The sequence below is a fragment of the Euhalothece natronophila Z-M001 genome (assembly GCF_007904085.1).
GTDB classification, from domain to species: Bacteria; Cyanobacteriota; Cyanobacteriia; order Cyanobacteriales; family Rubidibacteraceae; genus Halothece; species Halothece natronophila.
In genome coordinates this window covers 1,333,169-1,345,627 of record NZ_CP042326.1, presented here as the reverse complement: position 1 = coordinate 1,345,627, position 12,459 = coordinate 1,333,169, and the positions used below count along the sequence as shown (strand labels likewise).

General features: G+C 41.5%; 18 protein-coding genes. 6 read left to right on the top strand and 12 right to left on the bottom strand.

The features are described from left to right. Positions 1 to 69: 69 nt before the first annotated feature. Genes FRE64_RS06400 through FRE64_RS06390 form a run of 3 tightly spaced genes read left to right on the top strand, consistent with a single transcriptional unit; the run spans position 70 to position 1,984 of the window. Positions 70 to 858 carry a sirohydrochlorin chelatase gene (locus FRE64_RS06400; RefSeq protein ID WP_146295193.1) on the top strand — a complete coding sequence of 263 codons (789 nt, stop codon included), beginning with the start codon at positions 70 to 72 and terminating at the stop codon, positions 856 to 858. Further along, positions 855 to 1,628, top strand: coding sequence for a uroporphyrinogen-III C-methyltransferase (gene cobA / locus FRE64_RS06395; RefSeq protein WP_146295192.1), 774 nt, complete (start codon positions 855 to 857; stop codon positions 1,626 to 1,628). Before FRE64_RS06400 ends, cobA begins: the two co-directional genes overlap by 4 nt. Then, positions 1,604 to 1,984, top strand: a complete 381-nt coding sequence (locus FRE64_RS06390) for a hypothetical protein (protein ID WP_146295191.1) — start codon at positions 1,604 to 1,606, stop codon at positions 1,982 to 1,984. Before cobA ends, FRE64_RS06390 begins: the two co-directional genes overlap by 25 nt. Here FRE64_RS06390 and FRE64_RS06385 read toward each other — a convergent pair. The 3 genes from FRE64_RS06385 to FRE64_RS06380 all read right to left on the bottom strand — a co-directional run bounded on the left by FRE64_RS06385 (position 1,981) and on the right by FRE64_RS06380 (position 3,530). Continuing rightward, positions 1,981 to 3,012 carry an AI-2E family transporter gene (locus FRE64_RS06385; RefSeq protein ID WP_146295190.1) on the bottom strand — a complete coding sequence of 344 codons (1,032 nt, stop codon included), beginning with the start codon at positions 3,010 to 3,012 and terminating at the stop codon, positions 1,981 to 1,983. The two genes, FRE64_RS06390 and FRE64_RS06385, sit on opposite strands and share 4 nt — an antisense overlap. Position 3,013: 1 nt before the next feature. After that, the gene (locus tag FRE64_RS17420; RefSeq protein WP_186709003.1) at positions 3,014 to 3,190 is read right to left on the bottom strand and encodes a hypothetical protein; all 177 of its coding nucleotides are present in this window, start codon (positions 3,188 to 3,190) and stop codon (positions 3,014 to 3,016) included. Between the two features lie 133 nt (positions 3,191 to 3,323). Continuing rightward, positions 3,324 to 3,530 carry a hypothetical protein gene (locus tag FRE64_RS06380; RefSeq protein WP_146295189.1) on the bottom strand — a complete coding sequence of 69 codons (207 nt, stop codon included), beginning with the start codon at positions 3,528 to 3,530 and terminating at the stop codon, positions 3,324 to 3,326. Between the two features lie 141 nt (positions 3,531 to 3,671). Between FRE64_RS06380 and FRE64_RS06375 the strand changes: the two genes are divergently transcribed. Next, a complete protein-coding gene (locus FRE64_RS06375) occupies positions 3,672 to 4,811 on the top strand; it encodes a SpoIID/LytB domain-containing protein (RefSeq protein ID WP_146295188.1) in 1,140 nt (379 codons plus the stop codon). On the opposite strand, the gene FRE64_RS06370 is transcribed toward FRE64_RS06375, so the two are convergent. Next, a complete protein-coding gene (locus tag FRE64_RS06370) occupies positions 4,801 to 5,205 on the bottom strand; it encodes an NIL domain-containing protein (protein ID WP_146295187.1) in 405 nt (134 codons plus the stop codon). The genes FRE64_RS06375 and FRE64_RS06370 overlap by 11 nt on opposite strands. 75 nt (positions 5,206 to 5,280) lie before the next feature. Between FRE64_RS06370 and FRE64_RS06365 the strand changes: the two genes are divergently transcribed. Together FRE64_RS06365 and psbA are read left to right on the top strand one after the other, a co-directional pair. Further along, positions 5,281 to 5,832 (top strand): thioredoxin family protein, encoded by a 552-nt coding sequence (locus FRE64_RS06365; protein ID WP_146295186.1) that lies wholly within the window; start codon positions 5,281 to 5,283, stop codon positions 5,830 to 5,832. A 130-nt stretch (positions 5,833 to 5,962) separates the two neighbouring features. Next, the gene (psbA, locus tag FRE64_RS06360; RefSeq protein ID WP_146295185.1) at positions 5,963 to 7,045 is read left to right on the top strand and encodes a photosystem II q(b) protein; all 1,083 of its coding nucleotides are present in this window, start codon (positions 5,963 to 5,965) and stop codon (positions 7,043 to 7,045) included. Positions 7,046 to 7,105: 60 nt separating this feature from the next. On the opposite strand, the gene FRE64_RS06355 is transcribed toward psbA, so the two are convergent. The 8 genes from FRE64_RS06355 to FRE64_RS06325 all read right to left on the bottom strand — a co-directional run bounded on the left by FRE64_RS06355 (position 7,106) and on the right by FRE64_RS06325 (position 12,387). Further along, the gene (locus FRE64_RS06355) at positions 7,106 to 7,630 is read right to left on the bottom strand and encodes a hypothetical protein (protein ID WP_146295184.1); all 525 of its coding nucleotides are present in this window, start codon (positions 7,628 to 7,630) and stop codon (positions 7,106 to 7,108) included. A gap of 352 nt (positions 7,631 to 7,982) precedes the next feature. Continuing rightward, positions 7,983 to 9,812, bottom strand: a complete 1,830-nt coding sequence (cobJ, locus tag FRE64_RS06350) for a precorrin-3B C(17)-methyltransferase (RefSeq protein ID WP_146295183.1) — start codon at positions 9,810 to 9,812, stop codon at positions 7,983 to 7,985. 85 nt (positions 9,813 to 9,897) lie between these two features. Then, the gene (rpsU, locus tag FRE64_RS06345; RefSeq protein WP_146295182.1) at positions 9,898 to 10,077 is read right to left on the bottom strand and encodes a 30S ribosomal protein S21; all 180 of its coding nucleotides are present in this window, start codon (positions 10,075 to 10,077) and stop codon (positions 9,898 to 9,900) included. Positions 10,078 to 10,130: 53 nt separating this feature from the next. Next, the gene (locus tag FRE64_RS17415) at positions 10,131 to 10,286 is read right to left on the bottom strand and encodes a hypothetical protein (RefSeq protein ID WP_186709001.1); all 156 of its coding nucleotides are present in this window, start codon (positions 10,284 to 10,286) and stop codon (positions 10,131 to 10,133) included. A gap of 45 nt (positions 10,287 to 10,331) precedes the next feature. After that, positions 10,332 to 10,622 carry an RNA recognition motif domain-containing protein gene (locus tag FRE64_RS06340; protein WP_146295181.1) on the bottom strand — a complete coding sequence of 97 codons (291 nt, stop codon included), beginning with the start codon at positions 10,620 to 10,622 and terminating at the stop codon, positions 10,332 to 10,334. 129 nt (positions 10,623 to 10,751) lie between these two features. Then, positions 10,752 to 11,444 carry a hypothetical protein gene (locus FRE64_RS06335; RefSeq protein WP_146295180.1) on the bottom strand — a complete coding sequence of 231 codons (693 nt, stop codon included), beginning with the start codon at positions 11,442 to 11,444 and terminating at the stop codon, positions 10,752 to 10,754. 71 nt (positions 11,445 to 11,515) lie between these two features. After that, positions 11,516 to 11,869: a phenylpyruvate tautomerase MIF-related protein gene (locus FRE64_RS06330; protein ID WP_146295179.1), complete on the bottom strand. Its 354-nt coding sequence runs from the start codon at positions 11,867 to 11,869 to the stop codon at positions 11,516 to 11,518. A 35-nt stretch (positions 11,870 to 11,904) separates the two neighbouring features. Further along, a complete protein-coding gene (locus FRE64_RS06325; RefSeq protein ID WP_146295178.1) occupies positions 11,905 to 12,387 on the bottom strand; it encodes a flavin reductase family protein in 483 nt (160 codons plus the stop codon). Positions 12,388 to 12,459 lie beyond the last annotated feature (72 nt).

Below are 12,459 nucleotides of genomic sequence, written 5' to 3'. Positions count from 1 at the left end.
TTACAGCTTATTTTGTCGTCTCAGGTTATGATGAGGCTAGACGTTAAGTTTAGTTGCAATTTATAGCTGTTGTTAGACAAAACTGCTTATTTACTGGTATATCATGGCAGTCGCGATCCTCGCCCCGCTAAAGAGGTTTCTAAGTTAGTACAAGGGGTACGTCATCAAATGGCGATGGAATTGGCGGTTTCTGCCTCATCGAGGGCAACGGTAATGACAAGACCTCCAGAACCCTTTGTGGCAGCTGCGGCGTTGGAATTAGCTCCTCTTAGCCTTGAGGAAACGATCGCGCAAGAAATTGTCCCGAAAATGCAACAGCAAGGGAAAACTCACTTACAAGTTATTCCCCTTTTTCTCCTACCAGGGGTTCATGTTCAAGAAGATATCCCTAACGCAATTTTACAGGCACAAGAACAGGTGGGACACCGCTTCACGATTGATCTTAAGTCTTATTTGGGATCATCCCCCCTCATGGCACAAAAAATTGCAAGCACTGCCTCCCCCTCGCTTCCATTTAATTCTCCCTCATCCGCTAAAATAATAATCTCACATGGAAGTCGGCGTAAAGGAGGGAATTTACCGATCGCGACTCTAGGGAAACAGTTAAAGGCAAATGTTGCCTATTGGTCAGTATCTCCCACCTTAAGCGAACAAGTAGAAGCCTTAATCGCTGAAGGGAAGCAGGAAATTGAGATTATTCCGTATTTTCTCTTTCCAGGGGGAATTACTGACGCGATCGCGCAACAGGTTCACACCTTACAAACTCAGTTTCCCCAAGTTAGGTTCGAGTTCGGAAATCCCCTCAGCGATCGCCTCTCCCTTGCTGATTTAATTCTTCAGGAATATATTTGTCTATGACTGATCAAACACTGCTTGGTAAAGTTTATTTAATTGGCGCAGGGCCAGGGGATCCTGGGTTATTTACCCTGAAAGGAAAAACCTTACTGGAACACGCTGATGTGGTCATTTATGATGCCTTAGTTAGCCCTGGGATTTTAGCCATGATTAATCCCCAAGCGGAGAAAATTAACGCTGGCAAACGGCGCGGACGACATTCTAAACTGCAAGGAGAAACCACCCAGTTAATGATCGAAAAAGCCCAAGATCATGCGGTAGTTGTCCGCTTAAAAGGAGGCGATCCTTTTGTATTTGGGCGCGGTGGCGAAGAAATGGGAGATTTAGTTGAAGCAGGGGTTGCTGTAGAAGTTATCCCTGGCATTACTGCAGGAGTGGCTGCCCCAGCTTATGCAGGAATCCCTCTGACTCACCGTAATATTAGTTCCTCAGTCACTTTTGTCACGGGACATGAAGCCGCAGGGAAATATCGCCCGAAAATTAACTGGAGCGCGATCGCGCAAGGATCAGAAACCATCGTCATTTATATGGGCATTCACAACCTAGAAAACATTATTGGGGAACTCTTAAAAGCAGGATTAACCCCTCAAACGCCCATCGCCTTAGTAAGATGGGGAACTTGTCCCGAACAAGAAGAAATAACAGGCTCTCTTGAGACAATAATCGAGAAAATGAAAGAAGCAGACTTTAGTGCCCCTGCAGTTGCTATTATTGGTCATGTTGTTGATTTACATTCTGTATTGCATCAATGTCGTCCCAAAGTCGCTCAATAATTAAAAAATCAAAAGGAACATTTTTAGTAGGATTAGGTTATCTCTTATCTCCCCTGTCTTGGTGGAATGATTTATTCTTTAATCTTCCCATTGCTTATGCCTTTGCTTATCTATTTAATTGGATGTTTACCGATGCCTTTATGATCTTAACCGTCATTGGTTATTGGCTTTCCAACATTATTGGCATTTTAATGATGCAATGGGGAACATTTGACTTATTCTTTGAGGAACGCCAGTCCAATTGGAAACGCGATATGATTTTAGGGCTAACGGGTTCCACTCTTTATACGGTTGTAATTGTGGTATTACTCTATTTTGATATTATTAATACCCCTGATTTTTTAACATCCCTCTAACTTTTCATTGCATCTAACCTAAATAACCCAACAATCACCGCAGCTGTAGGAATTGCTAAAAATATCCCTAAAAATCCTGCAATTCTTGCCCCTACGAGTAAAGAAAAAAAGATAACTACAGGATTGAGATTAACAGAGTCTTGCATAATGCGTGGCATCAAAACATTTTCTTCGATTTGCTGTAAAACAACACAATAAACCACCACCTGTAAACTAATTAAAAGTCCTTGTGGCAATACCATTAACCCTGTTAATCCTACTCCTAAGGTAGCACCTATCCCTGGAATTAAATCAAATACGCCCGCGATCGCGGCTAATAACCAAGGATAGGGAGTTTGTAAAGCCCAATAAACAAAAAAGGCAGAAACCCCAAAAAAGATTGATAAAATTAATCTGCCTCGAAAAAAACCTAGAAAATTATCTCTTAAAGAAGAAGTAATTTCAGCTTGCCATCGCTCAGGAAATAATTGAACAATAAACTGCCAAAGTTTTTCCCCATCTAAAAGCATAAAAAATGCAATCACTAGGATAATAATTAATTCAACAAAACTAGTTAAAATATTGGTAACTAAAGTAGTACTAATCCCAACGGCATTTCCTAGCTGTCTTTGTAATTCTTCTTCTAAAACACCAAAATCAACAGGGATCGTAAGTTCCTCTAACCATGCTTCGATTTGCTCTAATCCCTCTATTAAAGACGCTGCCACTTCAGGTGCTTGTTCCAAAAATACTTGCAACTCAGCGATCACAGTTGCGCCTAGTGTAAAAATTAAGATCGTGAATAAAAATAAGCTACCTAAAAAAATAACAACTGTCGCAAAAGTATGAGTTGTATATTGTTCTAACCAGCGCACTGGATAATGTAATAAGAAAGCTAAAATGGTGGCAAAAACAAAGATTATAATAACAGTTTGGAAATAGGCTAAAATCTGGGTAATTGCCCAACCAAATGCAAACAATAGTAAATAATAAACTAGGCGTGATGTGCTTAAATATTCCCACCAAGAATCACGATCTAGATTACTCATTTCAGAAAAAATAGCTAGTTATAGGTTGGTGTATTTCTATGATGGGAGTTGTTTCAGTAATCGGAGCAGGCTTCATCTCGCCACGACTATCCAAAATTAATACTAAAACTAAGTAAGCAACGGCAATAAGCACTGAAATTGCCCCAGTGATAATAGCAATAATTTTTCCGCGATTCATTAAATTCTTTTAGTCTAGACTTGCTAATAATCTAGCATATTTGATTTTAGTTGTTTGTCCTCTGTCTTTTGTCCTTCGTTGTTTGTAAACCAATGACTAATGACCAATGACTAATGACCAATGACTAATGACTTTAGGAAATAAAGGTACGAAGCAGATAACCTAAGAAAAATCCAATAATTAAAGCCCATACCTGCCCAGACTCAATAAAGTTGTTCCACCCGTCCTCAATTTGTTGTAAAACATCTGGGTCTTCAATTGCCTGAGCAATGACAACTGTATTATTATACTGTGAGAATGACGTGAAATCCTCAGGAGAGAAGGAAACAATTTCAGGCATAGTTAAGTCCTTATCCAAATCAAGTTAAACATCACGCTTGAGTTAATCATAGTTATGGATTAAAGTCAAGAAGTTACTAATGAAAACGATGATCGATCCATGATTAAACCCAGATAACCATTTACAGAGGAGTGTTCGGTTATGATATTGTCCGCCCCGAAGAAGGAGTTTCGTGTGTTCTTACAGTCTCTTTTATCCAGTGTGTTTTTATGGCTATTACTGTCAGCTTCAGCCCAAGCCACAACAGCATTAAGGGTTCTCTTACAGGAAAATGCTAAACAAGTGCCCGTTGGCAGTTCTACCACTGCCGTAGTGAAAGATGCTCAAGGAAATGCTTTAGGGGAAATTGAGGGCATGAGTGCGTTTCGGGCTGTGGGAAGTGGCCAAGGAGTTAAGTTAGGGGACTGGCAAGCCAATCAACTTTCGATTACCCCCCGAGATGATGGCTATGTATGGATTGGGAATCGTTGGTATCGCGGAAAAGTCCGATTAGTGAATCGTGACTCCAATTTGACAGTCATTAATAAGGTGAATTTAGAGGATTATCTTTACAGTGTTGTAGGCGCAGAAATGCCCCCGAGTTGGCCCCTAGAAGCGTTAAAAGCCCAAGCAGTAGCCGCCCGATCCTATGCTTTGCATCAGCAAGAAAATACTGGGAATGGGCTCTATGATGTACAAAGCACTACAGCTTCTCAAGTGTATAAAGGTGTGAATAGTGAAACTGAACGCACTCATCAAGCCGTTAATAGCACTGAAGGAGAAGTCTTACAACATAATGGAAATGTCATTTTAGCGGTGTTTCATTCCTCTTCAGGGGGACATACTGAAAATGTTGAGGATGTATGGAGTAGCCCCTTACCTTATTTACGGGGAGTTGCTGATTATGATCAGACAGCACCGGTTTATCAATGGCAACAAGCCTTTTCTCCTACGGCAATGGGTCGTCGTTTAAGAGTTGGAACAGTACAAGAAATCATTCCGCAACAAGCTAGCCCTCAAGGACGGATAAGACGCTTAAAAGTAGTCGGCGATCGCGATACTAGAACCTTGAGTGGGGATCAGTTTCGTCACGCTCTGAATCTACGTAGCACTCTCTTTCAAGTTCAAAAGAAGAGTGACAGGTTTGTGATTACAGGACGCGGCTTTGGTCACGGGATTGGATTAAGCCAATGGGGTGCTCATTACCTTGCCCAAGAAGGAGCGAACTATCGCCAAATTTTAGGGCATTACTATCGACAAGTAAAATTAGCAAGGTTAGAAACTGACCTCGCTAGAAATTAGTAGAAATGGCTTGCACAGGGCAAGTGGGAATGCATTGTTCACAGACGACACAGCGCGATCGGGTAAAATTGAGCTTAAAACTCTCAGGATCAAGGGTCAACGCTTCTGTTGGACACACTCCTGTGCATAAGCCACAATCAACACAACTCTCTTCATCAATGATAATTTCTCGACTGGCTAGAGAGACGCTAATATCTTGTAGCTTCATCCACTCAATGGCAGCTTCAATTTCATCAATATCCCCCAATAACTCCACCACTAATTTACTCGTGCGGTTGGGTGCAACTTGAGCGCGAATAATATTACCGGCAACATTAAAATCTTTTGCCAAACGGTAAGTAACTGGCATCGGAACACGGTTTTTAGGAAAGGTGAGAGTAACTCGTTTTTTCATGGCAATTAAGGAAAGTCTTTTACTTGTTACTGTAACAATGGAGGAAAAAATGAATTAATGTAAAGGAAAGTAACAATGACTCAGTCCGACCTTAGCACCCGCATTCGTAACCTTATAATCGCCTTCGGGGCAATTGCCATTAGTTTTGCTCTTTTTTTCGGCTTACAAAGTGATAATCCTTCTTTATCTCTAGAAAAGCAAGCAGAAACCTCAACGCCTCTAGAGGTAGCCCTTGGGAATAATAAACCTACTTTCCTAGAATTTTATGCCAATTGGTGTACCAGCTGTCAGGCTATGGCGGAAGAGATTGGGGAATTGAAAGAAAAATATCGCGACAATATTAATTTTGTCATGCTCAATGTTGATAACGATAAATGGTTGCCAGAGATGGTGCAGTATAAAGTTGATGGTATTCCTCACTTTGCCTTTTTAGATCGAGAGGGAAGCGCGATCGCGTCAGTGATTGGTGAACAACCTCAATCTGTCCTAGACAAAAATTTACAAGCCTTAGAAAAAAATGAGACCCTCCCCTATCAAGTTCAAAAAGGGGAAACCTCACAAGTCAATTCTTCAAATCCTCCTCAAAAAAGCAAACCTGACATTCAACCCCGTAGCCATAGTAATTAAGCCCTATACCCTAAGAATTAATTTTTTATGAACAGTCTTTACAAAACGCAATGTATTGTTTAAATTAAAGGTGTAGCAGTTGAAAAGCTACGAGACACTAAATTGTAGTGTTGAACGGAATCATAAAACTATGACTACTACCATACAACAACAACAAAGCCAGAACCTTTGGGAACGGTTTTGTCAGTGGGTAACTAGTACCAACAACCGTCTCTATATCGGTTGGTTTGGCGTTTTGATGATTCCCACCCTCTTAACCGCAACTACCTGCTTTATTATCGCCTTCATCGCAGCCCCTCCTGTTGATATTGACGGGATTCGTGAGCCGGTATCAGGTTCCTTGCTTTATGGCAACAACATTATTTCAGGAGCAGTAGTTCCCTCCTCCAATGCCATCGGACTGCACTTCTATCCCATTTGGGAAGCAGCAAGCTTAGATGAGTGGCTTTATAACGGTGGTCCTTATCAGCTAATCGTATTCCACTTTTTAATCGGGGTATTCTCCTACCTCGGTCGTGAATGGGAGCTTTCCTATCGTCTAGGAATGCGTCCTTGGATCTGCGTTGCCTTCTCTGCACCTGTCGCAGCCGCAACCGCAGTGTTCCTCATCTATCCTATCGGACAAGGTAGCTTCTCTGATGGTATGCCACTCGGCATTAGTGGAACATTTAACTTCATGTTCGTGTTCCAAGCTGAACATAACATCTTAATGCATCCCTTCCATATGCTCGGTGTCGCCGGCGTATTCGGAGGCGCATTATTCTCCGCAATGCACGGTTCTCTTGTCACTTCTAGCTTAGTGCGTGAGACCACTGAAAACGAAAGCCAAAACAATGGCTATAAATTCGGACAAGAAGAAGAAACCTACAACATTGTTGCTGCCCACGGCTACTTTGGTCGCTTAATTTTCCAATATGCCAGCTTCAACAATAGTCGCAGCTTGCACTTCTTCTTAGCAGCGTGGCCAGTAATCGGAATCTGGTTCACCGCCTTAGGTATCAGTACCATGGCGTTCAACTTGAACGGATTCAATTTCAACCAGTCCATCCTTGATAGTCAAGGGCGTGTCATCAACACTTGGGCAGACGTATTAAACCGCGCTAACCTCGGATTTGAGGTAATGCACGAACGGAATGCTCATAACTTCCCCTTAGACTTAGCATCTGGCGAAGCAACTCCTGTTGCCATGCAAGCGCCTGAAATCAATGGCTAATTTCTAGTTAGCTAGTTCGATTTCACCCCCTCTTTCGGGAGGGGGGTTTTTTATGGTTGACTAAGGAATTCTTGGAGGACAATAAGGTCCATGGCAAGGATTAGGTCCTGAAGGCGCAGGATTCCCATCAGGGCCAATCGGACCACATCCTGCGATTGCAGGATCACAATTAAAAGCATCACCTAGTATGGTACGGGTTGGGGTTGCTACTCCATCTCCAGGGTTAATTTGTGGATTAGCTCGATCTAACTCTGGCACTGTGGGCCCCGTACCATGTCCATCTGGCTCAGTTGGAGTAGTAGTGCCATATCCAGGACGAAGTCGCGGGTTAGCTCGATCTAACTGTGGCACTGTGGGCGTATCGATGCCATGCCGAGGTTTCAGGTGAGGATAAGGACCTACCCCTGACCCAGGTTCCATCCGTTGAGGACTTGGCATCCCATTCTCACCAACAATATCACTAGCCTCTTTATCTCTTTGCGGTTCTGCTGCGTCCTGATGTTGGTAAAGAGGAACTCCTTGGGCTGAACTCATGAAAGCGCTTGCAGACAGAATGGTCACGACGGACAGCAAAATTGTTTTCATTTTGTTTACTTCATAAAATAGAAAAACATTGGAATTGAAACGATGCAGTACAGTTCACTCATGGGGGAAGATTGGTTTAAGTTTATTATATGGAGGTAATCTCACTTTTGTTTGTAAAATTATGTAAATATAGCAGTTTTTAACCTTATGACTAATAACTAATCTAAGGATTCAGGCACGGGATTAACAAAAACAGAAAAGTTTTGTGGCTAAAAAAATAGCCGAACTAACTGAAGCTATTAAAGAAAAAATTAAAGCTAAAAATGCTTTGACTTATACTGAAAAAAGTTAGATCATTATAAAAAATTTTTCAAAAATTCTTGAACGAATTTTTTTATCCTTTGCACAAGTTTTACGGTTGAAATCCTAAATATCCCCTCGGTGTAATCATCCAGTGATGATGCTGTCGGGTGCTAGAATTACCGATAATAACAACGGTTAGCATATCAATCGGATGATCTAACATTTCTTGGAGAGTGGTTAATGTTATTTGTTCATCCTCTCGGGAAACAGAACGCACAAGTGCAACTGGGGTATCCGGGGGACGATGTTTACTAAAAATTTGTTGAGCAATTTTAATGTGTTCAGTACGGCTGCGCGATCGCGGATTGTATAAACTGGTAATAAAGTCTCCCTCTGCAGCTGCCATTAGGCGTTTTTTAATGACGTTCCATGGGGTTAATAAATCGCTGAGACTAATCGCACAAAAATCGTGCATAAGGGGAGCACCTATTTTCGCCGCCGCCGCTTGCATGGCAGTAATTCCGGGAAATACTTCTACTGCAGGAGTTTTGCCATCCCAATTTTCGGTGGTTAATTCTTCAAAGACTAATCCCGCCATGCCATAAATTCCTGCATCTCCTGAAGAGACCATAGCAACGTTTAATCCCCAATTAGCAAGGCTAATGGCACGTTCAGCCCGTTTTTTCTCTTCAGTAATGGCATAACGTTCAATGATTTGCCCGGGGCGTTGCAGGGAGTGAATTAAGTCGAGATATAGCCCATAACCAAGAATGACATCGGCTTCAGTAATGGCAGCTCGGGCTGCAGGGGTAATTTGATTAATATCTCCAGGCCCGGTGCCAATAAGGTAAAGTTGTCCACTCTTTCCAATATACTCATTGCGCGATCGCGCTACTGCTATGGTAACCGCGCCCTGATCTGACTTAAAAATTTGCTTATTAACCACTAACTCTGAGGCTTGGGCGACTTTTAAGGCTGCTGCTTCAGCTACACTGGCTGTTCCCACTTCTTGGGCAACAACGGAGGAGGGATTGGGCACTCTTACTAAGTTTAATTCTTCGGGAGTATAAGTTTTTAAGGGGTAATTTTGCTCTGTTGCTAGTTCTACAAGCCCTAATTCATCGGCTTTAATATCAATGGTTGCTAATCCTGCGATCGCGCTTTCACTGAGTCCAAACTCCTTAAATGTTGTTTCTAAGGCTTCTTGAATAACGTTTTGGGGAGTTCCGCGTTCACAGCCAATTCCCACCCACAATACGCGAGGATGCCAGAGAACTTGTGATAACTGTGGATTAATTTCTACAGCACGATCAGTAATAATTACTTGTGCTTCAGTTTCTCTGGTTTCAAACTGAAAACAATGGTTTTCGGGGAGATGATTTTGCCAGAGGGTTGATCCCACTTCTTGAATAACTGCAACTGGCTTTTGATGCGCGATCGCGCGACTGACTGCTGTCCAATTTCCCTTCCCTTTCCGCCAACCAAAGGGCTTACCGATGACATCAATTCCTGGGAGATTCAAACTTGCTGAAGCCCCAGTAATAATCGCCTTGCCACCTAACTCTTGCGCTAGGCAACGGCTGAGAGTTTCACCACCGCCCTGATGTCCTCCACATAAACTAACAATATTCTCCCCTGCTTCATCCATCACAATAACTGCAGGATCACTCTTTTTATCTTGTAATAAAGGGGCAATTAATCTCACTACTGCCCCTGTAGCAAAAACAAAAATAATTCCCTGATACTGGGACCAAATTTCCTCTAAATGCTGACTTAACTTCCCCTTATAAGTTACTGTATTCGGGGTAAAATTTTCTAAATCATCGGGAACAAATAAGGTGATACCACTGCGATTACAGAGAGGTTGTAGCGTTTTTATCGCTTTAGAAGTGGGCGCGATCGCGCATAAAGAAGAAAATTGCTCTAACAAAATTGACAATTACCTTTTGTCGGGATGAAAGTAAACTTAAATCATTTGGGAATTCCCCGCGAGTAGCTAGCGCGGGAAACAGGAATCACACTAATTAATTACGAAAACGCTTCTTACGACGAGCAATTTCTTTACGTTTTTTCTTTTCAATTGGAGTTTCGTGGAAGCGAGTGCGCTTAATATCTGCAAAAATCCCCGCCTTGGACACTTGACGCTTAAAACGACGCAGTGCTGATTCAATATTTTCGTTTTGACCAACGGTCACTTGAGTCATAGATACCTCCTTAATATACAATACTCGCAACTATAATATTAATTAAGCTAGTGTCAGATTTGAGTCGTTCTGACCACTACTTGATGAACATCAACCTTAGATTTGTGAATAAAGGTTTGAGCAATTTTCTTAAAATTTTCTACACAAACTAAATTAACAGCAATAAATAGGGAAAACTTTCTCGCTTTCCCTGTTAGCCATTGTAACATACAATCCCCATCATCTAGAGATTGACAATTCGTCTTAACTAGATTTTAAAAACGCTCTCTATCCCCTCTCCCGCGATTGCGATTGTTATTTTCACTACGAGGGCGAGCTTTATTTACTCGTAACTCTCTTCCCATCCATTCTGCGCCATCAAGAGCTTCAATAGCTGGGGATTCATCAGACTCAGTTTCCATTTCCACAAAACCGAAACCGCGCACTTTACCAGTTTCCCGGTCAACTGGAATAGTCACACGCTTTACAGTTCCATAGTCAGAAAAAACTTCGTTCAGTTCTTGTTCTGTAACTTCGTAAGGCAAGTTACCAACATAAATCGACATGAAAAAAACAGACTCCGAAAGCAAAAAATAAATTTTAATATTGATTTACAAAGAAAATGCACTAAGTTTGTGCTAGTCTCTCTGTACCCCAATTACTTCAGTATCATAGCATAAATCGCTAGGTATAGTTTAACGAAATTGCCACTCGCTTAAAATACCAACACGACTATCATTAGCAAAGGAAGAATTTTGTTTTTGAATTTCTACCCCTAAGCGCAATTGTTCGGTTACGCTATAACCAGCAGCGATCGTTGTTAATCCCACTTCCCCATCTTGTCCGGGGGAAATAAAACTTTGTGTGAGTCGTAAATCAGCTGCCCCTGTGCGAGATAACGTTAATCGCAACTGTAACCCCACATTTACCCCATCTTCACTAAATTCTTCTGTTTCAATAGAATGATAGCCAACGATGGGAGCGACATTAAAGTAGTTTCCCATCGGGAGAAGAGAATAAGCAAGATTACTTTCAAAATGAGCGCGATCGCGATTAAAACTCTGACTATAGCCTAAATTTGCGGTAAGCCCAGTTTCTCCCAGAAAAATATCTTCAACTCCTACTTTAAAACCACCAATATCATCACTAGAGGGATATTGCACAACCCCAAATTGTACTCTTGTCTTAAAACTGGGATCATGGCGAATTTCTCTTAAAACATTAGGAATTTCGTCTCCCCATTTTTGTAAAACAGGACTGTTTTCAATAACCTCTGGATCTAAGTCTAATTCTTCTGCCAAATCAGGGTTAGCCCTGGCTTCTAAGTGGGAAAAAAAGATAAAAAATAAGAAGAAAGGAAAAGAGACTTTAATAGTTTTAAATATCATAGAGCTTTTGGTAGGTTGGGTTAGCGTACTTTCTGCCCAACCTACAGTAGTGAACAATTGCAGGACTAATTTTAACCTAAAGTTGAGCCATTCCAGCCCCACATTGCCCCTTTAGCATCAGCAAATTCAATATAAGTACGATTAGCAGGAACTCCTAAATTTTTCTCCACTTCTTGACAAAAATCTTCACTCATAGAGCGTGTTTGGTCAGGTTTCATACTGCCAACATTTTTAATTTCAATGTAGCAAACAGGATCAGTTGTTCCTGAAAATGTCATTGACACATCAGGTTGTAAAGCCGTCATTACATAAGACTCAGGTTTTCCTAAATGCTTAGATAATTTTCCTGATAAAGTCTTAAGTAAATCTTCTACTTGACTTTGATCAGGCTTCGCTACTGAGGTATGAACTTTAATTAAAGGCATAAAACTCCTCCTTGATTAATGTTAGAGTCAGCAAACTATCCTCCATATTGCCAGCCTGTGGTTTCTAATAAAAGGGCACTGCCTTCGCGATGAACGCCAGCCCCAATCACTTCAGCAACAAAAATCGTGTGATCGCCTTTCATTACTGATTCCACCACCTGGCATTCTACATAACCAAGGGTATCCTTAATGATCGGGCAACCTGTTTCCTCACCTGAATAAAATTCTACATCTGCTAATTTATTACCCACTCGTCGTTGGGGCTTAAAAAACTGAGCAGCCACGTCCTTCTGTTCACTATCGAGAAAACTAAGGGCAAACACCCCACTATTTTTAATCATCTCATGGGAACCAGAGTCTTGACGCACACAATTAATGATTAGAGGGGGCTGAAAAGAGGTTTGCATAACCCAACTAGCAGTAAAACCATTAATTTCTTCACCATCTTTGACCCCACAAATATAAAGCCCATGGGGGATCTTACGCAAAATTGTTTTTTTCGCCTTTTCGTCTAGCAATAGTCTTCTCCATTAATTTACTGTTTTTGCTTCAGTGTAGCTTGTTTGACTACCCAAATGCCGTCATTAGTC